Origin of the sequence: Haloarcula sp. CGMCC 1.6347 (genome assembly GCF_037078395.1) — an archaeon.
GTDB classification, from domain to species: domain Archaea; phylum Halobacteriota; class Halobacteria; order Halobacteriales; family Haloarculaceae; genus Haloarcula; species Haloarcula amylolytica.
In genome coordinates this window covers 1374527-1398813 of record NZ_JAYMGX010000001.1, presented here as the reverse complement: position 1 = coordinate 1398813, position 24287 = coordinate 1374527, and the positions used below count along the sequence as shown (strand labels likewise).

The window sequence follows — 24287 nt, the reverse complement described above, 5'->3', positions numbered from 1 at the left end:
AAATGTAGCTATTGGAATCAGTATTAATATTAGAACTATGCTCACAGACATCTCAGCTGGCGCCCGCCGTCTCGCGAACAACTGGTTCTGTCGCCTGCCGACGGTTCGCGTCGGTGCCGTCGTCCTCGTGACGCTGCTTCTCGCCGGTGTCGTGTTTCCAGTCGCCGGGACGTCGCCGCAGGTGAACACTGCTAGCGGTGGCGGGGCCGATACTCCGGACGTACAGCAGGCTCAGGCCGCTTCGAACGCCACTGATACAGACGGCGACGGGCTGTCGGATTCGCTAGAGCGCTCCGTTTACGGCACTGACCCGACCGACGCGGACACGGACGGCGACGGCTATCCGGACGGCATGGAAGTCCGCTGTGAGCAGGCTCTTCCGGATGCAGACCCGCTCCGAACGGACATCTACGTCGAAGTCGACTCCACACAGTCAACGACGCTCAGCGACCCGGTCCGGACATCCATTGTCGAGACGTTTGAGAATGCACCCGTTTCGAACCCCGACGGCTCCACCGGGATCGATATCCATCTCGTCACAGACGATACGAACCTCTCGGCCAACGGGACAGTACACTCGAAATCCCGTACTGGTGCCGGGAACGACATCTATGACTTCCGGGCCAACCACTCCGAGCACCGTGCTGACGGCTACTACTACGTCCTGCTAACCGACGACGTCGCCTACAACGGAGACGACTACTTCGTCGGCGCGGGCCGACCTGAAATCGCGGCGATGGAGCGGTTCGATTCACCGAAGATCACCGCTTCGCTGTTCATGCACGAATTCGGGCACGCGATGGGGCTCGACGCCCATCAGGACGGTATCGACGAGGAGCGCTACTCCCAGACAGAGTACGACAGCGTGATGAACTACAACGGGCTGTACAGACAACTTTCCTATTCCAACGGCACCGACAGTGTAGGCCGAAACGAGTGGCAGTTCGTTGCCGAGAACCGAACACAGCCCGACATCGACTGCGTCGAGAACGGAACGTGCCCTAGCAGGTGTACGCAGAACTGACCAATCCCGCTAAAGCGACAGTCAACGGTTAGCTGCTGTCTGCTAGCATACTCATGAAGAACGACCCGAACACTGTCTGTAGCCCCAGCACCACGACTGTCGAGGCCAGAAGGGTCGCTGTAGCTGACGGTAACGCCGCCTCGCCGGCGAGCAGCCACTGTCCGAACACGCTCCCGAGGTACAGAACGCCGACTGCAGCCGCGAGAATGCCGATGGACGCGCCGTGCTCCAACTGGAACCGCTCCCGTATCATGCCGACAAGCACACCCTCGGGCTTGTTTATCGGGTTCGCGGCGATGGAACTGAACAGCGCGAGCGTCCAGACCTGATACCCGACGATTGCCAGCAACGACCCGCCGACCATCGTCTGTATGCCGAAGTTGACGCCACCGATCGACAGCCGAGCGATTGATAGCGACATCAACACTGCCCCGACCGATACTAGCAACAGAGCCGGATACGAAAACAGGTAGTCCGGCGCGTTCACGAGCATGAACCGGACGTGCCGCCAGCCGTCACTGAAACTGTCGAGTGTTTCCTCGCCTTCCCGCTCGTGGTAGATAATCGGGACTTCTTCGATGGTGAGGTCGTTCGCGCCGGCCTCCATAATCATCTCGCTGGCGAACTCCATCCCGGTCGTCTCTAGCTCTAGCGTTTCGAGCGCGTCCTTGGTGAACACACGGAAGCCGCTGTGTGCATCGCTTACACCGGCTCCATAGAACGTGTTCAGGAACCGCGTCAACAGCGGGTTTCCGACGTATTTGTGGAGTGGCGGCATCGACCCGTCCCGGATCTCGCCCTCCAGTCGGCTCCCCATACAGATGTCCGCGTCGCCGTTCTGGACCGGTTCGAGGAGCTGGGGAATCATCTCGAAATCGTACGTCGTGTCAGCATCGCCCATCGCAATGTACTCTCCCCGTGCCTTGTCGAACGCGTAGCGATACGCATAGCCATAGCCCGGTTCATCAGGTGTCACGACTGTCGCACCCCGTTCGCGAGCTAACTCCGGAGTCGCGTCGGTCGAACTGTCGCTCACGATGATCTCGGTCGGCACACGTAACTCCGAGATCGCTGTCTTGATCCGATCAATACATTCGACGATTCCTTTCTCCTCGTTGAGGGTGGGCATCACGACGCTCAAAACCGGCGTGACTTCGCTCTCCGGCGTGACGAGAAACTCGTCTACAGTCTTCGTGATCCCCTGCTGACCCGCTTGATTTGCCTGATTTGCTTGTATCGTCATTCCCGTACCTCGGCTATCGCTGGTGCGTCTGGTAGCATACACTCTCCACTCCCCTGGGCGGCTTTCGATGAATACGGCTAGTAGGCCCCATTTTATCTGAGTTCAATGCCGAATTTCTGATATGTACCGCACGGCCTCCACACAGAGTGTCATGTCAAAGCAGCGTATAATAAAGCTGTCGGGTAGGATAATCCATCATTAATAACAATAGTTCTCATGAGAACCCCTCTCCTCCTCTGAATGTACACGATTTCTTCGACCCATGACCACAGTGTGGCGTGCCATCTATCAATAAAGCACATTATTCACGCACTAATGTACGTTGTGAAGCAGATATCTATCAGACTAGTAGACTATGTCTCCGCGGGTTCACCGCCGGATAATTCAAGCAAGGTGATAAAACAGGGGCTGTCAACAGGAATCCACGTTTGTGAATGTCGAACTACACCGGGAAACTACTACGACAGGCACTGAGAAACTGTCTCGGATAGTCTGTAATCGGGAAAATGCGTCAATTCAAGTAGACACGCTGCGGGTACAGCCACCTGATTCCATGTGCCGGTCGGTGGCTTTGGTGTCATGGTTGCTGAGCGTCTCACACTGGGCGACGAAGCCGACTCCGTATCTCGCCACCAACAGCGTGTATCCGAGGCAGTCGCTCCTCCGATGCACTGATCAGCGTTGCGACGCTCAGCCCAAGGACGTAGACGACTCCCAAAAGCATGATAACCGAGATGTCCTTGCTGAACCGAAGTGCCCCACGTATCGATGCCATATACGTACATATCTGGACTGAGTATAAGCCGTTGGGGTCTGATTATTAATATTTGTAACTGGACGGCCGCTGTTGTCCAGAGCCGTAGATTTAAGCCGTCCTATGTGCTAAACGATAACATGGCCACAGATCAGTCCGAGGGGGCGAGCCTGCATGTGCCACCGCTGGAGAATACAGCGTTTTTCTCCATTGAGGACGACGACGGCTACGTCCGTATTGAACAGTCACTGGGGAACCAGGTCCTGTACACGCCCAATGAGGCGCGGGACATCGCTGAAGCCATTCTCGACGCTGTTGACGAGGCTGTCGAAGAAGAGTAACCCATCGCTGGCCGTCGGCCCTGTTTTGCTGGAAGGCGAGATGGTTTGAACAAGGGAGGTCCAGCGTCAGGTATGACAGATGCAAGCCACCGGGCGGCGGTCGCCGAGCGAGCGGCCCGTGCTGGCGGTGTCGTGGCCCGGGAGCAGTTCCGGGGCGACCTCAGTGTCGAATCGAAGGCCAACAAAAACGATCTCGTCACGGAGACGGACCGCGACGCCCAGCGGCAAGTCGTCGCCACGATTCGAGCGGAGTTCCCCCGTGACCGGTTCCTCTGTGAGGAAGACCTCTCAACGTTAGCTGGCCCGGACGTTGACTCCGAGCCTGAAGCGGTCGATAGCATCCCAAATAGCGGCTCTGTGTGGGTCATCGACCCAATCGACGGGACGGCGAACTACGTCCGTGGGATGCGTCTGTGGGGAACGGTCGTCAGCGCAGTTGTCGACGGCGAGCCGGTCGCATCGGTGACCTATCTCCCCTCCTATGGCGACCTCTACGCCGCCGGCCCCGAAAGTGTGACACGAGACGGGACCGAACTGTCGGTAAGTGGTCGAACCGACCCGGAGACGTTCGCCGTGGCTCCTGTCGGCTGGTGGGACCGCGACGACAGGGACGAGTTCGGTCGGCTGTGTAGCGCTGTCGGCGACCGCTTCGGCGACATTCGGCGTCTGGGTTCGTTCCAGGCCACGCTGGCACACGTTGCCGACGGGGCGCTCGAAGGGCTCGTTTGCACGCGCCCGATGGCCCCCTGGGACACGCTCGCTGGCGTCCATATGGTCAGACGGGCTGGCGGCACGGTCACTGACCTCGATGGCGAGCCCTGGACCCACGACAGCGATTCCGTCGTCGCCTCCAACGGCGAGGCACACGAGGCCTTCGTGGCGGCCGGCAACGAGGCACTCGCTGAGGATTGAACACAGTTTCGCCATCAAACCGCGCCGCGTCTGGCTCGCGGAAGTCCGCTCCACGCACATGGGACCGGAACGCTAAAACCGCCTGCCACCGGTCACTCGGCCATGGAAACGTTCGAGCGAGCCGTCGATGAGTACGGGCCCGGCCAGCTCTGGGTGGGCTCTTTCGTTGCCGTCCTCCTCGTTGCGGTCGGAGCTGTCATGGCTGCTCCAAAGGCTGTCTGGGATCGGTTCCTCTGGCAGTACTTCTGGGGGCCAGTGTACGCGGACGCCAAGGCGGCCAGCTGTGCCGAGATGACTGCATCCGGGCCACAACCGCTGTACGATGGCTGTAGGGCGGCTATTCAGGAGGGACGGCTCATCGCCGAGCCGGGATACACTATCGTCTCCGAGATCGGCTACATGTTGATTCTGGTGTATATGCTCGTCGGCGTCTACTTCCTCCTCGAGCGACTGGACATCGCCGAGGACCCGAAGCTCTACTTCGCGTTCGTGCCGTTCATGCTGCTCGGCGGCGCGTTGCGGACTGTCGAGGATGCAACCGACCGCGCGGTCGATGCCGGCGTCTCACCTATCGTCGAGTACCCGCTGAGTTCACTCATCATCAGTCCCGTTATTTACGGCACGGTGTTCCTGCTGACGCTGCTCGTCCTCGTCGTCTGTGTGGACCTCGAACAGCGCGGCGTCGTCGACAGCTACTACCGGACGACCGGCGCTGTTGGTAGCATTTTCGTCGCCGTGACGCTGCTCTATCTTACGGTTGTCGCGCTCACACGCGAGTACGCGACGCTGTACCCGTCGGTCCTCATCACGACTGTCGCACTGGCGTCGGCGTTGTCGTACGGTCTGTACCGCCTGTTCGAGTCCTATCGACCGGCGCTGAACGACGGAACCGGCTATATCGGCTTGCTGGTCATCTGGGGCCACGCCATCGACGGCGTCGCGAACGTCCTGCTGGCCGACTGGCTCGATGCGCTCAACGTCCCGCTGACGTACTACCCGAAACACCCGGCCAACGCATTCATCATTGAAGCCACCGAATCTCTCCAGTCTGCCGGTCTGACTGCTGCTATCGGCACGTCGTGGCCGTTCTTGATTGTTAAGCTCGCCGTCGCCTCGCTGGTCGTTTCGCTGTTCAACCAGGAGTTTATCGACGACAGCCCGCGGTACGCACTGCTGTTGCTCATCGCTGTTACCGCAGTCGGCCTCGGGCCGGGGACGCGGGACATGCTGCGGGCGACGTTCGGCATCTGAATACGGACTGTCCGGTATCTGACTCTCGCTCGTCGGCTGTTGCTACGGGAACGGATGATGCTCCCTGTCGAGCCGCGGCTCGAAGCCCAGGTCAGCAGGCACGGATTCGGCCCGCTCGCCGAAGAACGAATCACCGAAGAACAGCGGCTCTGCCGACGGACAGACGACGCGGACCGCCTCGAATCCGAGCTGTTCGAGGTCGCGCGTCGTCAGCCGCGCTCCGTAGGGCGTGAGTCCTGCGTCAGCTGCCCGGTCACACAACGTCTCTAGCTCCGCCTCGCCGGAGAGGTCTGCGTCGGGGCCGAGCGAGTCCAGCGGGACCGCCGTCTCGGTGGCCGTCAGGTCGGCCCCCTCGCCGGGTGATTCGGCGTAGCGCCCGATTGCACCCTGTGCGTCCATGGCCGCCTCGGGACCCATGCTGTCGAGTTCCATCCAGTTCTGGAGCGCCTCTTCCAGCGCACCGACGGCGGCCGTACCCGGGTCCAGATCCGCATCGGTGCCGAGTGCGAAGCGAGGCCACTCGTCCTGTTCCAGTGCGACGGTGATGACCGGCACGTCCACGTCCTGTGTCAGTAACAGCGCCGTCACGTCGAGCCCCTCGGACGCCGCGCGCCGCAGGAGCGTGTCGTACCGCTCGTGGTCGTCGACGGCAACTCGAAGCGGCTCGAACGTCGAGTACCACGACAGCATCGCGGCGTCGCGCTCGATGACCTCGTACAGCCCGGTCAGCAGTGCCTCTGTGACGGTGTTTCCGAGCCCCAGCCCGGTCGTCGTTGCCGGTCTGACGGCGTCCGATGGCGGCGGATAGTGGACGGTTTCGGCGGGAAGCGACCGCCGTTCGTCGGTCAGCAGATTTTCGGCCGGGACCCAGGGAAGCGCCGTCGAGTCGTCCCATTCGGCTTCGTCCCTGACGAACGCGTCGGGTGCGACGGCATCCGGAACATCGCCGACTGTCCCGTGCCGCAGATTCCCGTCTCGGTAGACGCCGGCCGCGTACCGCTCGTAGTTCTCGCCAAGCGCTTTCATGAACGCCGTGTCCCAGTCGATAGCGACACCGGCAGCCTTGGCGGCGGCCGACACGTCGCTGAAACCGGCGGTGTCGGCAAGCGTCGACAGGTAGTACGGGGCGGGGAACGACTCGACTTCGCCGACCTCCGTGGCGATCCCGACCCGGTCGTCGAGGCCCAGTTCCGCCCGCGATAGCGCCTCGCTGTCGGGGGCTGTCTGGCGACCGTCGCTGAGGGTACGGCTCGGCGTCTCACTGCAGTCACAGCCCGGGACGGGGAGGAACCGGCGCTGCGTATGTGGGAGTTCCGTGACCGTCCCGAGGAGGGCAGCGTCCCCATCGAGAAATCGGGTGACCAGTCGACCAGCCAGCGCTCCCGCGAATCGTTGCGTGGCCGCCGCCGGGGCTTCTGTGATCTCCTCGGCATCGTCGACCGTCGCCTCGACCCGAGTCCGCAGACAGTCGAAACAGCCCGTCTCGGGTCCGAAGCCGCTGATCGCGGCGTCGGTCACCGGGACGCCGCCGACGCCGCCCAGTTCGACGGCGACCCATGGGACGTCATCGCCTTTCGCTCGGTCGTTCCACGCCGCAAACGTCTCTGACCCGACGGTATCGACGACGACGGCGAGGTCGCCACTGCTGTCCGCCGGTGTCGACGGCTGTGCTACTGTAATGTCGATATCAGCGAGAAACGCAGTGAGTGCGTCGACGGCCGGTCCACGCCCGACGACTTCGACAGTTTGCATGCCGAACCCCTCGCGGTGGAGCGGGAAAAACCTACGCGGCGAGGATCGACTGAGCCACGGAGGCCAGCTCGTCCGGCTCGGCGTCTTTGAGCCGGTCGTCACCGAGCATCAGGCGGAGCCGCGGTCGGCCCACGTCGATCGGGACCTTCTCCGTGTCGATGAGGTTCATGTCTTCGAGCTTCGTCTTCGTCCGCGAGAACGTCGCCTTGCTCGCCAGTCCGACGTCTTCGCCCCATTTGCTGATGTCGTACAGCAGTTCGCCGTTCCGTGCGGCCACGAGCAGGCTGATGGTGACCTCGTCGAGGCCGTCGCCGTCGCCGCGAGCCGTCGACAGAGAGCTGAGAACGTCGTTGAAGTCCGACGCGGTTTCCGGGCCAATATCGGCTTCCAGCGTGCTCTGGACGCGGTTGAGCGGCGGTGTCCGGAGCGAGTACTCGTCGGCGTCTTCCCAGGTCGAGCCGTAGTAGTCGTAGGCGTTGTCGACGAACGCCGCGTCGTCGGTCCCGAGACCGCCGACCGTGTCGCTGATGGTGACGAGCGCGTACACCGTATCGACAGTTACCGCGACCGAGTGGTTCGGCACGTCGTCGAGCAGTCGCATCGTGAGCCGCTCCTCGTCGATGAGGTCGGCTGCGGTGCTCGCAACGAGGAAGTCGTCCATGACGTCTTTCAGTGCGCGCTCGTCGGCGAGCAGCCGAACTTCGGGAGCGCCCGAATCTGCGTCCAGTGTCGATACAAGCTCAGAGATGGTCCGCCGCGACGGGTTCACGACGTACACCGGCTCGTCAGTAGCCCCAAACACCGTGGTCAACATAGACCCGACGTCGTCTTGCAGGAGATTTTCAGTCATTGTCCCTTGCCAGTATATAGTGTATTATTATATTTAATTTTACCGGCCAAACTGTGTTGATTTCGCCAACATTCCGACAACACCCACCGGCGGACAGCGATAAAATATCGGTCAGTTGTCCTAAGCAGAAGCCGTTCGCCTCACGGACTGAACCACCTGTTCTGCTCGCTGTCGTCGCGCGAATTCGCTCGAATCAGTGGTTACTGTCACTGTCTCCTACCCGCCGGAAGCCACGACTGGAGCACAGTATCAAATCTGTACCTGAGTGCGTACGGAGAGTGTCGCATCAACACGGCTCCTCGGGTGGCCGGTTCGAAAATAGATGGCGGGCGTCTCGGCTTCCGTCACGGAGTCTGACAGCTTCGCGCTCGTCAGAAGTCCGTCCGGAGACGCGCAGCGAGGTCGTCGGACCAGTGAAACTCCCCGTCGAAGATGACGGGCAGTGAGGTCTGTCCCAGCGCGTCGGCCAACTCCGTAGCGCCGAGCGAGTGGCTCGTCTGTTCGCCGTTCAGCGCGGCGCTGTCGTCGAACGGCAGGCGGTAGCTCTCACCGGGCCGTTCCGGGGACACGACCGTACACTGGACGTCGAATCCCGTCTCCCCTTTGGAGACCCAGACGACTGCGGGGTGTGCGGGATTGGGAACGATAGAGTAGGTCCCGTCGCCGACGACCGCGTAGTCCTTGCACATCATTATCCGCCGGCGAGCGAGTTCCAGCGCTCGCTGAATGCTGAATCCGTTACTGAGCAGTCGCGCGAATGCGGTCCCGACCAGGGCGGCGTGTTTGTCCAGCACGTCGGTGAGTGTCACCGCACCGGCGACCGCGCCCTGTTTGACGAGGTCAAGCCCTTCATCGTAGGAGCCACAGGCGTTCAGGAAGAACGTCTGCGTTCGGGCTTCCGACAGCGACGACAGCGCCAGATTACCGTCGGGACAGCGCAGTCCTTCCTCGTCGCAGTGGCCGATGAAGTGGACGAAATCGGCCGGCTGTTCGAACACGTCGGCCAGTTCGTTGACCGACAGCAGTTCGCTGACCTGGACGTCCATCGGCAGGTCCGCGGCCCGATATATCTCCGTGACTTCCGTGTGTTCGCCGGCCATCTCCTCGTCGTTGAGGACGACCGCGACCCGTTGGCTGTCGGCGTCTCGGTTCTGACTCCGGTATCGGTTCACGTACGCCTCCGCCGGCGTTTTGCAGGCGTCTATCGGGTTCCCCGGCGCGAGCCACGAGTGCAGTTGGCCCTCGCGCAGGTTCGGCTCGATGACCGGTGGGCGCTCGGCCGAACCGCGGCTCAGATACGAGTCCGCCAGCGTCCTGTCGAGAAGCTCATCCTGGTCGAGCCGGGAGCTGTCCGGCAAGTAGATGAGACTGAGCCGGTCGAGCAGGAACGGCAGGCAGCGGACCCGTTCCGGTTCGGGTGAGACGTACGTCGAGAGGGGCCACTCCGGCAGAATCGAGTTCACGGCCTCGTCGGAGACATCGATGTACCGCTCGAGCCGTCCAGCCGGCGACAGCGACCGAACTGTGTTCGGGTCGAGCGAGAGCGCGGACGTGATACGAGCGCCACTCTCGGCCGGATCGACGCGTCTGACCAGACAGTCGAGGTAGAACACCTTCCGGAGCAGCGCCGCGACGCCGGTCTGTAGCGACGGCCACGCGTCGAAAGAGAAATGTACCGATGTGCCGTCGGCCGTCAACAGCGCCGCATCCCGTGACTCGACTACCACTTCGGCCCCGAGATAGTACGCCAGCGGGGCGCTGACGAGTAGTTCAGCCTCGCACTCCGGAACGCGGAGTGTGATGCCGGTCTCCGGACGGTTCTGCCGAACCGGTTCGGGAATACGGGTTGTCTCGCCGGTCGTGACTATCGGCGGATGGCCGCGGAGTTCCGGATGTGAGCGGGACGGCTGCATCGTGTGATGGGCCCCGCTCAGATGAGTAATCGCCGTTGCGAGTCCTGCAGGTGTCGCGGGGACCTGCAGATGCGGTCGCTCCGCGCTCGTCTCCCAGACGAACCCGACGGTAATACTCGTCGGCTCATGGAAACCGAGGACAGAGGTAATGCCGGCCGAGTGGAGCGACGCCGGCCCGTCGAAGCGGACGTGGATCCGAATGTCGTCAACGACGCCCAACGGCGACCCTCGGTCGCTATCCGCAGCACGGGCCTCCATCGTCAGCAGGTACTCCCCCTCCTCTAGGGTCGTCGGTGAATCAACTACTCCAGTATTCGTGTCAGTAGCGACTCGGGTTACCGTGGCATCCACCGCCGGCAGTGCTAACTCGGTGACGGACCCGCTGTAGCAGTCGTCGACACGGTGTGGTAACTGTTCGCCGTCCGTACCTTCTCGATCGTGTAACTGGCGCACCAGTGCGCTCGGGTCGACCGTTTCTCCATCCCACTCCGGCGGGTTACTGCTGTTCCGGTCCACCCGCTCGCCTGCCACCCCCCAGGTGACCATGCATAGACATGTGGAACGTCATCTGATATATACGTACGGGTGTCAGGACGTCGTCACCCCAACTGTACCCGCGGCACCGGACAATGTGCGATAACATTACACATGCGTGGGCCAAAGGGTAGATTATTGTCGTATCGGTCCTGACTCGGATACATGAGCTACGAAACCGTACGGGAAGCGGACCCGGCAGTCGCAGACGCCCTGGAGGGCGAACGAGGCCGGCAGAACGGCACGCTGGCGATGATCGCCAGCGAGAACCACGTCAGCGAAGCTGTGATGGAGGCACAGAGCTCCGAACTGACGAACAAGTACGCCGAAGGCTACCCCGGCGAACGCTACTACGGCGGCTGCGAGTACGCCGACGACGTCGAGGAGCTGGCGATCGACCGCGCGAAGGAACTGTGGGGCGCGGACCACGTCAACGTCCAGCCACACTCCGGCTCGCAGGCCAACATGGGCGTCTACCTCGGCGTGCTCGAACCCGGCGACAAGATCCTCTCGCTGGACCTGACGCACGGCGGCCACCTCTCGCACGGTCACCCGGCGAACTTCGCCGGGCAGGTCTACGAGGTCGAACAGTACAAGGTCGACGAGGAGACCGGCTACATCGACTACGAGGGACTGCACGACCACGCCGAGGAGTTCGAGCCGGACATCATCGTCTCGGGCTACTCCGCGTACCCGCGCGAAGTCGACTTCGAGCGCATTCAGGAAGCCGCCGACGCAGTTGATGCTTACCACCTCGCGGATATTGCCCACATCACCGGCCTCGTCGCCGCCGGCGTCCACGAGTCGCCGGTCGGCGTCGCCGACTTCGTCACCGGCTCGACGCACAAGACCATCCGCGCCGGCCGCGGTGGCATCATCATGTGCGACGAGGAGTACGCCGACGACATCGACAGCGCGGTGTTCCCCGGCTCTCAGGGCGGCCCGCTGATGCACAACGTCGCCGGCAAGGCCGTCGGCTTCGGCGAGGCGCTGGCCCCCGAGTTCGAGCAATACGCCCAGCAGACCGTCGACAACGCGGTCGCCCTCGGTGACCGACTCAAGGAACACGGCCTGGACTTGGTCTCCGGCGGCACGGACAACCATCTCGTGCTCATCGACCTCCGTCCGTCCCATCCCGACACCACCGGCAAGGAAGTCGAGGAAGCGCTCGAAGAGGCCGGCATCGTCCTCAACGCCAACACCGTCCCCGGCGAGACTCGTTCGGCGTTCAACCCCTCGGGCATCCGCGCCGGTACGCCCGGACTCACCACCCGCGGTTTCGACGAGGACGCCTGCCGCGAGGTCGCCGATCTCATCTACGAAGTCGTCGACGCTCCACACGACGACGATGTCGTGGCGAAAGTCAGCGACCGCGTGGACGAACTGACCGACGAGTACACGCTGTACGAGTAGCGACAGGCCAGCCCTGTAGCGCGGATTCCGCTGTCCGCCCACTGGCATCTCCCTTTTTGACATCTCTCCCCGACACATCCGGTATGCCCCGCACAACCCGACGCCGGACGCTCTATGCTCTGGGTACCTCCCTGTCGGTGTTCGCTGGCTGTACGCAGTTCGAGGTCGAATCGGGGGCGGAAACCGGGCAAAGCGACGGCGGCGCGAGCGAGCCGACAGCGACGGCCACGGCGGCAGAGACAGACGCCGCTACTGCGACAGACCAGGAGTCGACTGCTGGACAGACCGAAACAGCCACAGAGCTCGACCTGCGGGAGGCCAACGTCGTCGGGGTCGAACTCACGGACGAGAGCGGCGGCGACTACCGCTTCGACGTAACACTCTATCACGACGACGACGGCGAGGACGGCTACGCGAACTGGTGGCAGGTCGAGACGCTGGCTGGCGACCGACTTGGCCGCCGGGACCTCCGGCACGCCCACTCGACGGACCCGTTCACCCGCTCGGAGACGCTCCCGGTTCCCGACGAGGTGGCCTGCGTCGTGGTCCGCGGCCACGACCAGACTCACGGCTACGGCGGCCAGGCGATGACCGTAACTGTCCCGGACGGCGAGACGCGGGCCGTCGAGCAGGGAGCGGAGCGCCAGTCAGTCAGCGAATCGGACTGTCCCTGAGCGAGAGCGCGCCTGCCTGTCGCGGCCGGCCGAAATCCGGGACGTTCATACCGCCCCGCGCCGCCGTTGTACCTAATGACAGAGATTATCGACGGCAACGCCGTCGCACAGTCGATTCGGGACGACCTGGTCGCGTCCATCGACCACCTCGCCGACGCGGGCGAGCGCCCGTCGCTGGCGACAGTCCTGATGTCCGAAGACCCGGCCAGCGAGACCTACGTCTCGATGAAACAGAACGACTGCGAGGAGGTCGGTATCGAGGCCATCGACATCGACATCGACCCCGACGCGGACGCCGCCGAACTGTACGACACCATCGAGGATCTCAACGCCGACGACGACGTCAACGGCATCCTGGTCCAGATGCCGGTCCCCGACCACGTCGAGGACAGGTCGGTCCTGCGAGCCATCGACCCGATGAAAGACGTCGACGGCTTCCACCCGGAGAACGTCGGCCGACTCGTCGCCGGTGACGCGCGCTACAAGCCCTGCACGCCCCACGGCATCCAGAAACTCATCGAGAGCGCAGGCGTCGACACCGAGGGCAAGGACGCCGTCGTCGTCGGCCGCTCCGACATCGTCGGCAAGCCGATGGCGAACCTGCTCATCCAGAAGGCACCGGGCGGCAACGCGACGACGACAGTCTGTCACTCCCGGACTGAGAACCTCGCCGAACGGACACGGAACGCCGATATCCTCGTCGCCGCGGCCGGCGTCCCCGAGATGATCGACGGCGAAATGATTGGCGAGGGCGCAACGGTCATCGACGTGGGCATCAACCGCGTCGACGCCGACACCGAGAAGGGGTACGAACTCGTCGGTGACGTGGAGTACGAGAGCGCGAAAGAGGTCGCGGGCGCGATCACGCCGGTCCCCGGCGGCGTCGGCCCGATGACCCGCGCGATGTTGCTGTACAACACGGTGAAAGCGACGGGCCTCCAGCACGACATCGACGTGGAACTCCCCTGAATGCCGGAACTCGCGGCCTTTGAGGACCGTGATGTAGTCACCCGCCGGGTGACCAGAGAGACCGACAGAGCAGGTGTAGAGGGGGTCCGCACTCGTTCCGACCGGGGGCTCCACTGGGCGGTCGGCGCGCTCGTCACCGACCCAACGGACCGGATACTGTTCGTCTACGAGGACGAGATATGGAAGCTCCCGGGCGGCGGCGTCGAAGCCGGTGAGACGCGCCAGGAAGCAGTGGGCCGTGAGGTACGCGAGGAGACGGGCGTCGAGATTACGGTCGACGAACTGGCCGCCGTCACCGAGGTCACAGTGACCGACGACGACCGCGAGGCAACGTTCTTCTTCGGGACGTATCGCGGCACGGCTGAATCGACGACGCTCGCGTCGGACCCCGGACTCGACAGCGAGTCGATAGAGACCGTCGCGTGGCGGGATGCGGTTCCCGAAAACTGTCTGGACGAAACCCTCGTGCGGCGGCTCCGGTGACCGCTTAGACCGTGCCGTCCTCGATTCCGGCGAGCCAGTTCTCGGCTCTGACGAAGGCGCTCTCGTCGCCGGTAATGTACGAGCCCAGGTCCCGCGCCGCGTGGGCGAGTCGGTTGGCGTCCGCGGGGTCGACATTGCCGTCCAGCGCCTCGATCCGCTTTCGATGGTCGCGAATCCGTCCGGAGAGCTGTCGCGCAGTAGGGTCCGAATTGGCGTCCAGATACGTCCGTACGTCGCGCTGATAGCTATCGACGGCGGCCACCATCGCCAGGCCGTATGGCACTCGAAGCTCCGACGGGACTGACTCGACAGCCGGACGGTCGCCGTCGTCAGCACCGCCGAGAAGTTCGTAGAAGTACCGCTCCGCCGGGTCGCCGCTGCGCAACTCCCGGGAGAGGTGTGCACCGACGTGCTGGAGTTCGACCGCGGCGACGAACGTCGGGTCGAGCGAGCGAAGCTCGCCCGCGTCGATGAACCCCCGCTTGCGTGTGTACTCCCGACAGCGCTCGGCGGCCGCGTCAGCGATCTCCCGGGTCGGATCCGCGTCGATCCGGCTCCGGACCGGCGTCAGGTCGAGGGTGGCCGGTGCGTCGGTGTGTTCGGTGTGCTCGTCGATGCCGACGCTGTGGATGCTGCCACAGTCCGGACAGGCGATGCTCCCCGTCTCGTAGTACCGCCATCGCGTGCCACAGTCCTGGCACTCGCGCTCCCCGCGGACTTTCATACGTGATGCTGAGAGGCCAGCCCTCAAGATTGTTCCGTGAGGGCTGTCTACGCCAACGTATGCGCTCGGAAGACGAGATCCGCGAGCAGTACGAGTTCCTTGCTGAACAGCTAGACGACGAGGAGATGGATCACGAGCGGGTCCGTATGATGTTCACCCACTACAAGCGGGCACTTGGATGGGTGCTCGAGGAGGAACATATCTAGGTTAGTTACAGCTTACATTCGCTTCTAATTCGATAACTAACATCTGCTGGACGGGGCCGGTACTTTTAAGTTATTCTGCCCCATTCGACCAAGTGACGCTTCGCTTGGAGGGCCGAAGCGTCAGCGGGGACCAATTCAGGGCGGCAAGCGGTCGCGTTTTTCGCGACCGCTTTCCACTTACTTCGCTGCTAACGACCAGATACGAGCGATTGCTGTACATCCGAAAAGGAACTGCTGGACGATACGACGTACTCGATAGACCACTCTGTGTCTGTCGCGTTCTCGGGCCACTCCGGTTCGACTCCGATGCTGAGTTACCGTCGCTCCCTCCGGACTCTCGCGCTCGGCGTTCACCTCGAACTCCGCCTGTGATGGCGGCGCGACGTGGCCCCGACCCCTCCCTGCGCTGAGCGTGATCTCAGATCCGTCTCCTGGAGAGTCGACCAGCGTTCTGAGATATGCTGCGACGGCGCTGTGGTCGAGTCCTTGCTCGCTTTCGAGCAGGACTGTTTCTACAATCCTCTCTGTGTCCTCCAGTGACAAATAATACTGTCGCCATCAGTTTCCGAAGAATGATGATATACTGACTGTATTTACCATTTGAACAAAACGATGACTGAGGGCCTAAATACAGAAAATTCGACACTCCGGACTACCGAAACCACATCAAGTTCTCTGGGCCGATATATTTAACAGTATAGATACTAAATCATTACATAGGAAAATCGATGCACGACTTGACAGGATTCCAGCGTGACCTTCTCTACGTGATCGCTGGCAGGGAAGAGCCCCACGGCTTAGCTATCAAGGAGGAGCTCGAAGCGTACTACGAGAAGGAGATCCATCACGGTCGTCTGTACCCGAACCTCGACACTCTGGTCGACAAGGGACTGGTCGAGAAGGGCCAGCGCGACCGCCGGACCAACTTCTATACGCTTACGCGCCGCGGGCGTCGTGAGATCGACGCCCGCCGCGAATGGGAAGACCAGTACGTCGACCTGTAAGAGTGTCGCACCGCCCCTTGTGCTGAGACCGTCGTTTCGCCGGTAGCGGTGGGTCCGTCTTCAGTGATGAGAGCGGGTAACCCTACGATGACGGCATTCGTCGCTGGAGTCGTTTACGTCGACAAGCCGCTCGTCTTTATCGACGACGAAGACAGGGTCGGACATCTCCTCAACGAGCGTGTGCCGCGCGACGGGCATCAAGTCGAGGAGGTCAAATCGAAAGAGCGCGATCGCGAAGACAATCCCCGTAAAGGTGAACGCGAACGCCGTCTGGTCGGCGGACCCCATCGGACCGCTACCGAACACTACGCTCGCAATCAGCGGATTAAAACTGGTAGCGCCGGTCGTCCTTGTCCTGTTGCTGGGGGAAGTCGTTCCCGGTCATCTGGTCGAAGGTCATCCCCGAGAGGTACTCGTCGTACGTACAGTCGTAGCTCGACCGGAGGTGGAAATCCAGCGTCCCGCGGTCCACGGTCGACTGAAACAGCATATGTACCGCGCGCCTGACGAGTTCGTCGGGGTCGTCCGGGTCGAGTGCGACTGACAGCATCGCGAGTTCGTTGCGCGTCTCGCGGTCGATGGACAGTTCGAACTCGTCGTCGAAGTCGCCGTACGCCGCTTCGATATCCTCCTGTAGGTCGTCGAGGCTCATACGAACGGGAACGATGAGCGCGAGGAAACCCCTTACGACTCGTCTGGGACCGCTCCATCGAAACGCAGACCACTACGATTATAACATATGATAAATTATATCATGGGTTGAACATAACGATTGGTAGCGGTCGACTACCGAAGGATTCAGATTAGATAATGACAGGTGGTGGGGACGAGACAGCAGCGTCCAGCCAGCCCGACGGGCTGCTAGAGCGGCTTCACACAGTCCTCCCGGACGTGTACACGCGTAACTACGTGGCGAAGTTCGCTGTCGCGCTGGCGGTAATCGTCGTCGTACTCGCAGCCGTCGGCTTCGGCAGCTACCTGCAGATACAGGACCGGGTCGTCAGCGACGCGGCGACGGACCTCGAAACGTCGGCCACGCATCGCGCCGACAGCATCGGGCAGTGGCGGACGACCACCGAGACGGAGGCCATCGCTATCGCAGCCGCAGGGGTGTACGGCACTGGGACGCCCGCAGATATCAGACAGTACCTCACCACAGCAGCCACGGCAGAGTCGTCACAGATTCGTTCGCTCCACTACGTCTCCGCCGTCGACGACTCTCAGATAGTCGTCGCGAGCACTGGGACGAACACAGAAGGCCGGTCACCGTGGGCGGTCGAACCCGCGTGGGAGTCCCCCGTGATGGCGACGATGAACGGCTCCACCGACACTGGCACAGTGATCCACTCGACAGCATACGCGGACGGTGACAACCACTCGATGGCGTTCGTGACTCCCGTCTCCGATGGCGATGGAGCACTAGTGCTGGTTGCCCGGGTCCCGGTCGAGCAGTTTCAGGACGGGCGCGACGGGTTCGAGACGCAACTGCTCACTGGGGACGGAGACCCGCTTATCGGGGGCCAGGGCGGTTCCGCGCCGATCAGTCAGGACGGCCTCCGGGCCGCAACAGCGGGCCGAACGACGACTATCGAAACGGGGTCCCATGTCGCGACGTACACTCCCGTCAACGGTACGTCGTGGGTGGTCACGACAAGTTCGACGCGAGAGACACTGTACGGAACAGGTCGGCTCGTCCGCTGGGGCTTCCTCGCTGTCATCGGGACGGCAGTCGCCTCGCTGGGCATCGCGGGATATCTTTTCGGACGGCATACGGTTCGGCCCCTGAGACAGCTTCGTAACCGGACGCAGGCCATGGAACAGGGTGACCTCGGCGTCGATATCTCGACGACTCGGCAGGACGAGATCGGGAGGCTGTACGACGCCTTCCGAAATATGCGGGACACGCTCCGGCGTCAGATCCGCCAGGCCCAGGCGGCCCGTGAGGAGGCCGAGCGGTCGAGCCACGAACTCGAACGCCAGAACGAGCGGCTGGACGAGTTCGCGTCGACGCTGAGCCACGACCTCCGAAACCCGCTCACAGTCGCTCGGGGACACGTCGAACTGCTTGCGACGCGGCTGTCGGATCCGGAGACGGATGCGGCCGACCTCCAGTCCCACATTGAGAAACTCGAAGACGCACACGACCGTATCGAGTCGATAATCGACGACGTGTTGACGCTGACGAGAAAGGGCGCAAGCGTCGAGGAGACGGCCCCGGTTCCGCTGGAGGCCGTCGTCACCGATGCGTGGGACAACATCGACAACAAAAGCGCCAGCATCGAAGTCGCGGGCAGCCGAACCATCGACGCCGACCGGACGCGGCTCTTGCGAGCCCTCGAGAATCTGTTTCGCAACGCCCTCGACCACGTTGGCCCGGAGGTGACCGTCACGGTCGGGCTGACGGAACACGGCTTCTACGTTGCCGACGACGGACCGGGTATTCCGAGCGAAGCGGTCGACAACATCTTCGAGTACGGTCACACGACGAGCGCGGACGGTACCGGGCTCGGCCTCTCTATCGTCAAGACCATCGCGGAGGCCCACGGCTGGCGGCTGTACATCGATACGACCTACCCCGACGGCGCGATGTTCGTGTTCGCGGACGTGTTCAGCGAGGACGAGCCGGACTGGTACGGGACCGAGTTCGAGTGGGGACGGTCCGAAGTCGACGACTGATACTGTTGGCTGTAACTACTGCAAGAGATCCGCCATCTCAGGGCGGCGATTCTTTCCGGACGTACAGCCGACAGTATGGGCGGCAACGACCGCCACGCACAAATCAGGACAGGGCTAAACGGGGGTATGACTGACCAGTCGACAGCGACGGACCGCTCGGGAGGCGTGCCCGCGGACCCGTCGGCTGTCCAGGACGCGCTCGTGGAGTGGTACGAGGGGGACCACCGCTCGTACCCGTGGCGGGAGACGACCGACCCCTACGAGATTCTCGTTTCCGAGGTGATGAGCCAGCAGACGCAACTGGACCGCGTTGTCGACGCCTGGGAGGACTTTCTGGACCGCTGGCCGACCGCGGCGGCGCTGGCAGAGGCCGACCGCTCGGATGTCGTGGGCTTCTGGACCAGTCACTCGCTGGGCTACAACAACCGGGCGAAGTATCTCCACGAGGCCGCGGGTCAAATTGTCAATGACCACGACGGCGAGTGGCCCCGCGACCCGGACGGCCTCAGCGACCTGATGGGCGTCGGCCCCTACACCGCCAACGCCGTCGCCTCCTTCGCGTTCAACAACGGGAACGCCGTCGTCGACACGAACGTCAAGCGCGTCCTGTATCGCGCCTTCGACGTGCCCGACGACGACTCGGCGTTTGAAGCGGCTGCGAGCACGCTCATGCCCGAGGGACAGTCGCGAGTCTGGAACAACGCCATAATGGAACTGGGCGGCGTCGCCTGCGAAAAGACGCCGGATTGTGACGGCGCACAGTGCCCCTGGCGCGAGTGGTGTTCGGCCTACGAGACGGGCGATTTCACTGCGCCGGACGTCCCGACCCAGCCCGAGTTCGAGGGGAGCCGTCGACAGATGCGCGGCCGCGTCATTTCGGCGCTCAAGGAGTACGACGAACTGCAACTGGACCAGCTGGGGCCGCGTGTGCGCGTGGACTACGCGCCCGAAGGGGAGTACGGCCGCGAGTGGCTCCGCGGGCTCTTGGAAGACCTCGCGGACGACGGCTTGGTCGATGTCGAGGACAGCGACGGCGAGACGGTCGCGCGCCTCCAGCGCTGACCGCCAGTGGCATACACCCTTGAACCCATGCGGTCAATACGGTGCCAATGGCTGGCTTGCTCGGTTCGGTCGCTCTCATCGTCGTCGCAACCGCTGTCATCTGGAAAGGGAGCGCGTACTTCGAACGGGCCGCGGAACGGCTGAGCAAGTACTACGGGTTGCCGGTGGCGGTCCACGGCGCAATCGTCGTCGCCGTCGGATCGAGCTTTCCCGAGATAAGTTCGGTCGTCATCAGCACCGTCGTCCACGACGAGTTCTCGCTGGGCGTCGGTGCCATCGTCGGGAGCGCGATATTCAATCTCCTGGTGATCCCGGCCCTCGCGGCGCTGTCGAGCGAAGAACTCCGGTCGACGCGTGACATCGTCCACAAAGACGCCCAGTTCTACGTCATCAGCATCCTCATCCTGTTCATCGTGTTCGCGCTCGGGGCGACGTACGTTCCGGGCGGGACCAATCGGGCGGCTATCCTGACTCCGACGCTCGCGGCCATTCCGCTCGTGACCTACGGCATCTACGTCTTCTTGCACCAGCAGGACGCCAGCGAGCACGTCGCGGACGAAACCAATAGCGTCCGACCGGGCCGTGAGTGGGGGATGCTCGGGGTCGGGCTCCTCATCATCACTGTCGGCGTCGAGGCGATGGTCCAGGGCGCGCTCTCCCTCGGTGTCATCTTCGACACGCCGACGTTCCTCTGGGGGTTGACCGTCATTGCCGCCGGGACAAGCCTCCCCGATGCCTTCGTCAGCGTCCGGGCCGCGAAAAACGACGACAGCGTCACGAGCCTGACGAACGTCCTGGGAAGCAATACGTTCAATCTGCTGGTGGCGATTCCTGTCGGCGTCCTCCTGGCAGGGCGGGCGACAATCGACTTTCTCGTGGCGATTCCGACGATGGGGTTTCTGGGGTTCGTGACGCTGGTGTTCATCGTGTTCATCCGGACAGACCTCGAGCTCTCTGACCGCGAGGCGTACACGCTGCTTGGTCTGTACGTGGTGTTCGTCTGCTGGATGGCCCTCGAATCGGTCGGGCTCATCGAGACGGTCAGTGGCATCTGAGGCGGGACCACATTGCTGTCACTGGCGGAGAGCCAGTACAAGTTTCGGACAGCGGGAGTGATACCAATGGCTGTCAGGATAGACTATCGGCGTCCCGCTCGCGCTACTCGTCGCTGTCCTCGGGCGATATTTTGCGGGAGTAGACGGCCTCGTCGTGGGGATCGCCGCCGATAGTGAGCATCCGAGTGTTGGTCTGTTCGAAGCCGAGGTTCTCGAAGAACTCCCGGCTCCGGTCGTTCGAGGCCAGGTCGAGCGCCCGGAACTGCTCGACGCCGTGTTCCAGAAAGATGTCTTCGAGTCGGTCGTACAGCGCCGTCCCGATACCTTCCCCGTGGTAGTCCGGGTGGACGTACAGCCGCAGCATCGTCCCCATCGTATGCATGGTGATGCCCTGGGTGAAGCCGATGATCTCGCCGTCCTGCTCGGCGACCAGTAACGTCGCCTCGATGTCGTCGAGGTCGTTGGCGGGGACGCCGCCGGCCCACCCGTGGAGCGCGCTGCCCAGCGGGTCGGCGTACCAGTCGGATATCGTCTCGTCGATGACGTCGGACTCCAGCGAGTCGTAGGCGTCGTGCCACGCTGCCCGTGCGACCCGGCGTATGCCGTCGGCGTCGGCGTCGAAGGCTCGGCGGATGGTCGTCATGCGAGTCCCGACGACGGACAGACAGATTGTTCCGAGCGGTTGCTACAGTGGGTAGACTGACGTGATAGGCGACGCAGTACCCGAGGCTCGGCCAGATGCTGAGGCGTGTCGCGTACCATAGATGCTGTGTCTATCGGTTCGTTTGTGCTATCATGGCTAATATCCTCTCCCCGGTGTGTGAACCATTCTCATAATCTATCATGGTTTATCATTAGGTTTATGTAGTTGACACCCATTGGTTGTCTTGTATGAGGACAGTCATCCTCGGTGTCATCGGCTCCGACGCGCACGTCGTTGGGATTACTATTCTGGAACGAGCGTTCGAAGCGGCAGGGTTCAACGTAGTCAACCTCGGTGTCCAGTCGTCCCAGTCGGAGTTCATCGACGCCGCGGATGAACACGACGCCGAAGCGATACTCGTTTCGTCGCTGTACGGCCACGCCGAGCAGGACTGCCAGGGGTTCCAGCAAGAGATCAACGAGGCCGGGCTGGACGTGACAACGTATATCGGCGGCAACCTCGCCGTCGGACAGGACTCCTTCGAGGAGACGCGCGAGACGTTCAAAGCGCTCGGTTTCGACCGGGTCTTCGATTCGGAGACCGACCCTGAGGAGGCTATCGAGGCGTTGAAAGCCGACCTCGGCCACCGCTCCCGCGAGGAGGCGTCGTCCGAGAAGGTTCAGCTCGGCTCCTGAGCCACGGGCTCCTTTTCTTGCCGCTAGCGCCAGCGCTCCGTGCGCCATCCGGAATACGCTCAGCTACTGCCGTCGGCGACCACGCACAGCCCGGGGTGCTTTACGACCAGGGCGCGTATGGTGTATAATGTCACACATGACAGCTGAGCTGAGTGACGGCACCGAAATCAAGAACATCCACGACGTGGTCGAAGGGTCGAACGGCGTCCATCTGAAGAAGGAGGTCGGCAGTGGCGGGCTCGAACGGGTCGCGTACATCCCGTACCCAAATCTCCTCTACGTATACTACGACAACTGAGCGTCGGCCAGAGCGACCTCCATGGCCTGACAAACCGACAGCGGGAAAGGGACTAGCGCCGCGCCTCGTCTCCCCCATCGATATACCGGCCCCACTCCATAGAGCCGCTATGTCCGAATCACACGTCGTCGGTGTCGTCGGCAGCCTCAGAGAGGAGAGCTACACCAGGGTCGGTATCGAGCGCGCGCTCGCCGCTGCCGAGGAGTTAGGTGCGACGACGGAACTGCTGGACCTTCAGGAGTTCGACCTACCGGTGTTCGATGCCGACCACCGCGAGGCCGGCGACGCCGTCGAGTTCGCCGACAGCGTCCGCGCGGCCGATTCGATTCTGCTCGGGACGCCGGTGTATCACGGGTCCTACTCCGGCGTGCTGAAAAACGCACTCGACTACTGCGGCTTCGACGAGTTCGAACACAAGACCGTAGGGTTGCTGGCGGTCGCCGGCGGGAGCTTTCCGATTACTGCGCTCGAACACCTCCGGTCGGTCTGCCGCGCACTGAACTGCTGGGTCATCCCGCATCAGGCCGCAATCCCGAAGGCGCGAAATCACATCGCGGACGGCCGGATAACCGACGCCGACATCGAAGAACGCGTGACGACGCTCGGCGAGGAAGCGGTCCAGTACGCGAACATCGAGCCGGACCCGGCGTGTTTCGAGAGTACGGAGAACGTCGGAGCGGACGATTAGCGGTGAGGACCGCCGCGCGTGTCCGAGCCGTGAGGGTCCGGTCCGCAGGAGCAGATGATTAGCGGTGAGGACCGCCGTGCGTGTCCGAGCCGAAAGGGACCGCTGATCGAGAGAAGGAAACGGTCAAACCGGCTCGCGCCCAAGTTTCCGGCGTGACTCAGTGGGTCGAGAATCCGACCGGTGGCCGGGACCGCGGGCCAGTCGCGCTGGTGCGCGCGTGGGTCGAAATACTCAGCCGTCCGCGGCGCTTTTTCCGCACCGGCGTCGCGCCGGGCGACCAGGCTCCGGGGCTGGTGTTCGCGGCGACAGTAGTCCTCTTCGAGGAAGTGAGCCGCTACGCCGTCGTCAAACTGGCCCAACGGGGGCTCCTGTCTACGGGGCCGTTCGACTACCCCGCCATCGGTGGCTTCTCGCCCGGCGTCGCGGTGCTGGCGCTGTTTGCAATTCTCGTGTTCGTCACGCCGGCGACAGTGCATCTGACGGCCGCACTGCAGACCCTGCTGTTGCTCCCCGTCGCGTCGGACCGCGGCGGCGTGAGCGAAACCGTCCAGGTGATGTGCTACGCGATGGCCCCCTGTCTGCTGGCGGGGCTGCCGAGCGCAGAGGTCCGGGTGCTCGTCACCGCCTGGGGTGCGGGCCTCTATCTGCTGGGAACCGCTGTGGTCCACAATATCCGACTTCCGGTCGCCGCAGTCGTCGGAGCCGTTCCCGCGGCGATCATCTTTGGCTACGGCTTCCGGGGCTTTCAGGCCGTCTCAGTGCTGGCCGCTAACTACGGGTTTTAGGGTCCGCCGGCGTGCGTTATCGCACGATGCTCAGTATCGACATCGACCAGTTCATGCTGGAACTCAAGGACGGCGCGTTCAAGAGCGTCGGGCCGTCGAACAAGGAAGCGACGATCAAGATGTACGACGTGGAGGGCGTCGACGTTCGCGAGTACGGCGACAAGCGCGTGAAAATTGCCTTCGAAGACGAACAGGGGAGCGAAATCGAGGTCGCACTGTTCCCGGAACAGGCGAAAGCGGTCGTTTCAGGGCTCGAACTGCTGGAAGAGGAGAGCGAGATGTTCGAATAGCGGACCCGTTCAGTTCGTCCGGAATTCGACAACCGTTTTAGGCCCGAC

General features: G+C 62.8%; 26 protein-coding genes and 1 pseudogene. 18 read left to right on the top strand and 9 right to left on the bottom strand.

What is annotated here, in order from left to right; genetic code table 11:
- Window positions 1–37 precede the first annotated feature (37 nt).
- Window positions 38–1024 (top strand): hypothetical protein, encoded by a 987-nt coding sequence (locus VI340_RS07355; protein ID WP_336358103.1) that lies wholly within the window; start codon window positions 38–40, stop codon window positions 1022–1024.
- A gap of 28 nt (window positions 1025–1052) precedes the next feature.
- On the opposite strand, the gene VI340_RS07350 is transcribed toward VI340_RS07355, so the two are convergent.
- Window positions 1053–2267, bottom strand: a complete 1215-nt coding sequence (locus tag VI340_RS07350) for a glycosyltransferase family 2 protein (protein ID WP_008309008.1) — start codon at window positions 2265–2267, stop codon at window positions 1053–1055.
- An 894-nt stretch (window positions 2268–3161) separates the two neighbouring features.
- On the opposite strand from VI340_RS07350, the gene VI340_RS07345 reads away from it, so the two are divergent.
- The 3 genes from VI340_RS07345 (at window position 3162) to VI340_RS07335 (ending at window position 5525) form a co-directional block, all read left to right on the top strand.
- Window positions 3162–3362, top strand: a complete 201-nt coding sequence (locus tag VI340_RS07345) for a hypothetical protein (protein WP_004518094.1) — start codon at window positions 3162–3164, stop codon at window positions 3360–3362.
- A 72-nt stretch (window positions 3363–3434) separates the two neighbouring features.
- Window positions 3435–4274 (top strand): inositol monophosphatase family protein, encoded by an 840-nt coding sequence (locus VI340_RS07340; protein WP_336358102.1) that lies wholly within the window; start codon window positions 3435–3437, stop codon window positions 4272–4274.
- 102 nt (window positions 4275–4376) lie between these two features.
- Window positions 4377–5525, top strand: a complete 1149-nt coding sequence (locus VI340_RS07335; protein ID WP_336358101.1) for a DUF63 family protein — start codon at window positions 4377–4379, stop codon at window positions 5523–5525.
- Between the two features lie 42 nt (window positions 5526–5567).
- On the opposite strand, the gene VI340_RS07330 is transcribed toward VI340_RS07335, so the two are convergent.
- From VI340_RS07330 to VI340_RS07320, 3 genes are all read right to left on the bottom strand, one after another.
- Entirely contained in the window at window positions 5568–7277 is a 1710-nt protein-coding gene (locus VI340_RS07330; RefSeq protein ID WP_336358100.1) for a YcaO-like family protein, read from the bottom strand.
- Between the two features lie 31 nt (window positions 7278–7308).
- The gene (gene tbsP, locus VI340_RS07325; RefSeq protein WP_008309020.1) at window positions 7309–8127 is read right to left on the bottom strand and encodes a transcriptional regulator TbsP; all 819 of its coding nucleotides are present in this window, start codon (window positions 8125–8127) and stop codon (window positions 7309–7311) included.
- A 371-nt stretch (window positions 8128–8498) separates the two neighbouring features.
- Window positions 8499–10586, bottom strand: a complete 2088-nt coding sequence (locus VI340_RS07320; protein ID WP_336358099.1) for a hypothetical protein — start codon at window positions 10584–10586, stop codon at window positions 8499–8501.
- Between the two features lie 153 nt (window positions 10587–10739).
- Here VI340_RS07320 and glyA point away from each other — a divergent pair, with 153 nt between their 5' ends.
- From glyA to VI340_RS07300, 4 genes are all read left to right on the top strand, one after another.
- Window positions 10740–11987, top strand: coding sequence for a serine hydroxymethyltransferase (gene glyA / locus VI340_RS07315; protein WP_336358098.1), 1248 nt, complete (start codon window positions 10740–10742; stop codon window positions 11985–11987).
- Window positions 11988–12070: 83 nt separating this feature from the next.
- A complete protein-coding gene (locus tag VI340_RS07310) occupies window positions 12071–12661 on the top strand; it encodes a hypothetical protein (RefSeq protein ID WP_023843272.1) in 591 nt (196 codons plus the stop codon).
- A 75-nt stretch (window positions 12662–12736) separates the two neighbouring features.
- Window positions 12737–13630 carry a bifunctional methylenetetrahydrofolate dehydrogenase/methenyltetrahydrofolate cyclohydrolase gene (locus VI340_RS07305; protein WP_008309025.1) on the top strand — a complete coding sequence of 298 codons (894 nt, stop codon included), beginning with the start codon at window positions 12737–12739 and terminating at the stop codon, window positions 13628–13630.
- Entirely contained in the window at window positions 13631–14113 is a 483-nt protein-coding gene (locus tag VI340_RS07300) for an NUDIX hydrolase (protein ID WP_336330762.1), read from the top strand. It begins immediately after the preceding gene.
- A 4-nt stretch (window positions 14114–14117) separates the two neighbouring features.
- On the opposite strand, the gene VI340_RS07295 is transcribed toward VI340_RS07300, so the two are convergent.
- Window positions 14118–14837, bottom strand: coding sequence for a DUF7117 family protein (locus VI340_RS07295; RefSeq protein ID WP_336358097.1), 720 nt, complete (start codon window positions 14835–14837; stop codon window positions 14118–14120).
- 59 nt (window positions 14838–14896) lie between these two features.
- Here VI340_RS07295 and VI340_RS07290 point away from each other — a divergent pair, with 59 nt between their 5' ends.
- Window positions 14897–15043 carry a hypothetical protein gene (locus tag VI340_RS07290; protein ID WP_004961170.1) on the top strand — a complete coding sequence of 49 codons (147 nt, stop codon included), beginning with the start codon at window positions 14897–14899 and terminating at the stop codon, window positions 15041–15043.
- 177 nt (window positions 15044–15220) lie between these two features.
- On the opposite strand, the gene VI340_RS07285 is transcribed toward VI340_RS07290, so the two are convergent.
- A complete protein-coding gene (locus VI340_RS07285) occupies window positions 15221–15586 on the bottom strand; it encodes an amphi-Trp domain-containing protein (protein WP_336358096.1) in 366 nt (121 codons plus the stop codon).
- A 185-nt stretch (window positions 15587–15771) separates the two neighbouring features.
- Here VI340_RS07285 and VI340_RS07280 point away from each other — a divergent pair, with 185 nt between their 5' ends.
- Window positions 15772–16047: a PadR family transcriptional regulator gene (locus tag VI340_RS07280; protein WP_004518082.1), complete on the top strand. Its 276-nt coding sequence runs from the start codon at window positions 15772–15774 to the stop codon at window positions 16045–16047.
- A 105-nt stretch (window positions 16048–16152) separates the two neighbouring features.
- Here the strand turns inward: VI340_RS07280 and VI340_RS07275 are convergent.
- Window positions 16153–16371, bottom strand: a pseudogene (locus VI340_RS07275) (histidine kinase N-terminal 7TM domain-containing protein); the annotation flags it as partial.
- A 1-nt stretch (window position 16372) separates the two neighbouring features.
- Window positions 16373–16699: a hypothetical protein gene (locus VI340_RS07270; protein WP_008309033.1), complete on the bottom strand. Its 327-nt coding sequence runs from the start codon at window positions 16697–16699 to the stop codon at window positions 16373–16375.
- A gap of 158 nt (window positions 16700–16857) precedes the next feature.
- Here VI340_RS07270 and VI340_RS07265 point away from each other — a divergent pair, with 158 nt between their 5' ends.
- The 3 genes from VI340_RS07265 to VI340_RS07255 all read left to right on the top strand — a co-directional run bounded on the left by VI340_RS07265 (window position 16858) and on the right by VI340_RS07255 (window position 20840).
- Window positions 16858–18723 carry a sensor histidine kinase gene (locus tag VI340_RS07265; RefSeq protein WP_336358095.1) on the top strand — a complete coding sequence of 622 codons (1866 nt, stop codon included), beginning with the start codon at window positions 16858–16860 and terminating at the stop codon, window positions 18721–18723.
- Window positions 18724–18849: 126 nt separating this feature from the next.
- Entirely contained in the window at window positions 18850–19785 is a 936-nt protein-coding gene (locus tag VI340_RS07260) for an A/G-specific adenine glycosylase (protein WP_336358094.1), read from the top strand.
- 47 nt (window positions 19786–19832) lie between these two features.
- The gene (locus tag VI340_RS07255) at window positions 19833–20840 is read left to right on the top strand and encodes a sodium:calcium antiporter (RefSeq protein WP_008309039.1); all 1008 of its coding nucleotides are present in this window, start codon (window positions 19833–19835) and stop codon (window positions 20838–20840) included.
- A 103-nt stretch (window positions 20841–20943) separates the two neighbouring features.
- Here the strand turns inward: VI340_RS07255 and VI340_RS07250 are convergent, their stop codons facing one another.
- Window positions 20944–21483 (bottom strand): GNAT family N-acetyltransferase, encoded by a 540-nt coding sequence (locus VI340_RS07250; RefSeq protein ID WP_336330766.1) that lies wholly within the window; start codon window positions 21481–21483, stop codon window positions 20944–20946.
- Between the two features lie 248 nt (window positions 21484–21731).
- Between VI340_RS07250 and glmS the strand changes: the two genes are divergently transcribed.
- The 5 genes from glmS (at window position 21732) to VI340_RS07225 (ending at window position 24239) form a co-directional block, all read left to right on the top strand.
- Complete coding sequence (gene glmS, locus VI340_RS07245; protein WP_008309041.1) at window positions 21732–22178, top strand: methylaspartate mutase subunit S; 447 nt, start codon at window positions 21732–21734, stop codon at window positions 22176–22178.
- Window positions 22179–22314: 136 nt separating this feature from the next.
- Window positions 22315–22476 carry a hypothetical protein gene (locus VI340_RS07240; protein ID WP_008309042.1) on the top strand — a complete coding sequence of 54 codons (162 nt, stop codon included), beginning with the start codon at window positions 22315–22317 and terminating at the stop codon, window positions 22474–22476.
- A gap of 109 nt (window positions 22477–22585) precedes the next feature.
- A complete protein-coding gene (locus VI340_RS07235) occupies window positions 22586–23164 on the top strand; it encodes an NADPH-dependent FMN reductase (RefSeq protein WP_008309043.1) in 579 nt (192 codons plus the stop codon).
- 152 nt (window positions 23165–23316) lie between these two features.
- On the top strand, window positions 23317–23949 hold the full coding sequence (locus VI340_RS07230; protein ID WP_336330767.1) for a YIP1 family protein: 633 nt from the start codon (window positions 23317–23319) through the stop codon (window positions 23947–23949).
- A 26-nt stretch (window positions 23950–23975) separates the two neighbouring features.
- On the top strand, window positions 23976–24239 hold the full coding sequence (locus tag VI340_RS07225) for a hypothetical protein (protein ID WP_336358093.1): 264 nt from the start codon (window positions 23976–23978) through the stop codon (window positions 24237–24239).
- The last annotated feature ends 48 nt before the right edge of the window (window positions 24240–24287 follow it).

Excerpts from the sequence above, each read along its gene's own strand:
- glyA (WP_336358098.1), top strand. The coding sequence starts at position 10,740 with ATGAGCTACGAAACCGTACGGGAAGCGGACCCGGCAGTCGCAGACGCC.
- VI340_RS07265 (WP_336358095.1), top strand. The coding sequence starts at position 16,858 with ATGACAGGTGGTGGGGACGAGACAGCAGCGTCCAGCCAGCCCGACGGG.
- VI340_RS07350 (WP_008309008.1), bottom strand. The coding sequence starts at position 2,267 with ATGACGATACAAGCAAATCAGGCAAATCAAGCGGGTCAGCAGGGGATC.
- VI340_RS07340 (WP_336358102.1), top strand. The coding sequence starts at position 3,435 with ATGACAGATGCAAGCCACCGGGCGGCGGTCGCCGAGCGAGCGGCCCGT.
- VI340_RS07345 (WP_004518094.1), top strand. The coding sequence starts at position 3,162 with ATGGCCACAGATCAGTCCGAGGGGGCGAGCCTGCATGTGCCACCGCTG.
- VI340_RS07280 (WP_004518082.1), top strand. The coding sequence starts at position 15,772 with ATGCACGACTTGACAGGATTCCAGCGTGACCTTCTCTACGTGATCGCT.
- VI340_RS07240 (WP_008309042.1), top strand. The coding sequence starts at position 22,315 with ATGACAGCTGAGCTGAGTGACGGCACCGAAATCAAGAACATCCACGAC.
- VI340_RS07290 (WP_004961170.1), top strand. The coding sequence starts at position 14,897 with ATGCGCTCGGAAGACGAGATCCGCGAGCAGTACGAGTTCCTTGCTGAA.
- VI340_RS07310 (WP_023843272.1), top strand. The coding sequence starts at position 12,071 with ATGCCCCGCACAACCCGACGCCGGACGCTCTATGCTCTGGGTACCTCC.
- VI340_RS07225 (WP_336358093.1), top strand. The coding sequence starts at position 23,976 with ATGCTCAGTATCGACATCGACCAGTTCATGCTGGAACTCAAGGACGGC.
- VI340_RS07235 (WP_008309043.1), top strand. The coding sequence starts at position 22,586 with ATGTCCGAATCACACGTCGTCGGTGTCGTCGGCAGCCTCAGAGAGGAG.
- tbsP (WP_008309020.1), bottom strand. The coding sequence starts at position 8,127 with ATGACTGAAAATCTCCTGCAAGACGACGTCGGGTCTATGTTGACCACG.
- VI340_RS07305 (WP_008309025.1), top strand. The coding sequence starts at position 12,737 with ATGACAGAGATTATCGACGGCAACGCCGTCGCACAGTCGATTCGGGAC.
- VI340_RS07295 (WP_336358097.1), bottom strand. The coding sequence starts at position 14,837 with ATGAAAGTCCGCGGGGAGCGCGAGTGCCAGGACTGTGGCACGCGATGG.
- VI340_RS07320 (WP_336358099.1), bottom strand. The coding sequence starts at position 10,586 with ATGGTCACCTGGGGGGTGGCAGGCGAGCGGGTGGACCGGAACAGCAGT.
- VI340_RS07270 (WP_008309033.1), bottom strand. The coding sequence starts at position 16,699 with ATGAGCCTCGACGACCTACAGGAGGATATCGAAGCGGCGTACGGCGAC.
- VI340_RS07355 (WP_336358103.1), top strand. The coding sequence starts at position 38 with ATGCTCACAGACATCTCAGCTGGCGCCCGCCGTCTCGCGAACAACTGG.
- VI340_RS07260 (WP_336358094.1), top strand. The coding sequence starts at position 18,850 with ATGACTGACCAGTCGACAGCGACGGACCGCTCGGGAGGCGTGCCCGCG.
- VI340_RS07250 (WP_336330766.1), bottom strand. The coding sequence starts at position 21,483 with ATGACGACCATCCGCCGAGCCTTCGACGCCGACGCCGACGGCATACGC.
- VI340_RS07255 (WP_008309039.1), top strand. The coding sequence starts at position 19,833 with ATGGCTGGCTTGCTCGGTTCGGTCGCTCTCATCGTCGTCGCAACCGCT.
- VI340_RS07300 (WP_336330762.1), top strand. The coding sequence starts at position 13,631 with ATGCCGGAACTCGCGGCCTTTGAGGACCGTGATGTAGTCACCCGCCGG.
- VI340_RS07335 (WP_336358101.1), top strand. The coding sequence starts at position 4,377 with ATGGAAACGTTCGAGCGAGCCGTCGATGAGTACGGGCCCGGCCAGCTC.
- VI340_RS07330 (WP_336358100.1), bottom strand. The coding sequence starts at position 7,277 with ATGCAAACTGTCGAAGTCGTCGGGCGTGGACCGGCCGTCGACGCACTC.
- glmS (WP_008309041.1), top strand. The coding sequence starts at position 21,732 with ATGAGGACAGTCATCCTCGGTGTCATCGGCTCCGACGCGCACGTCGTT.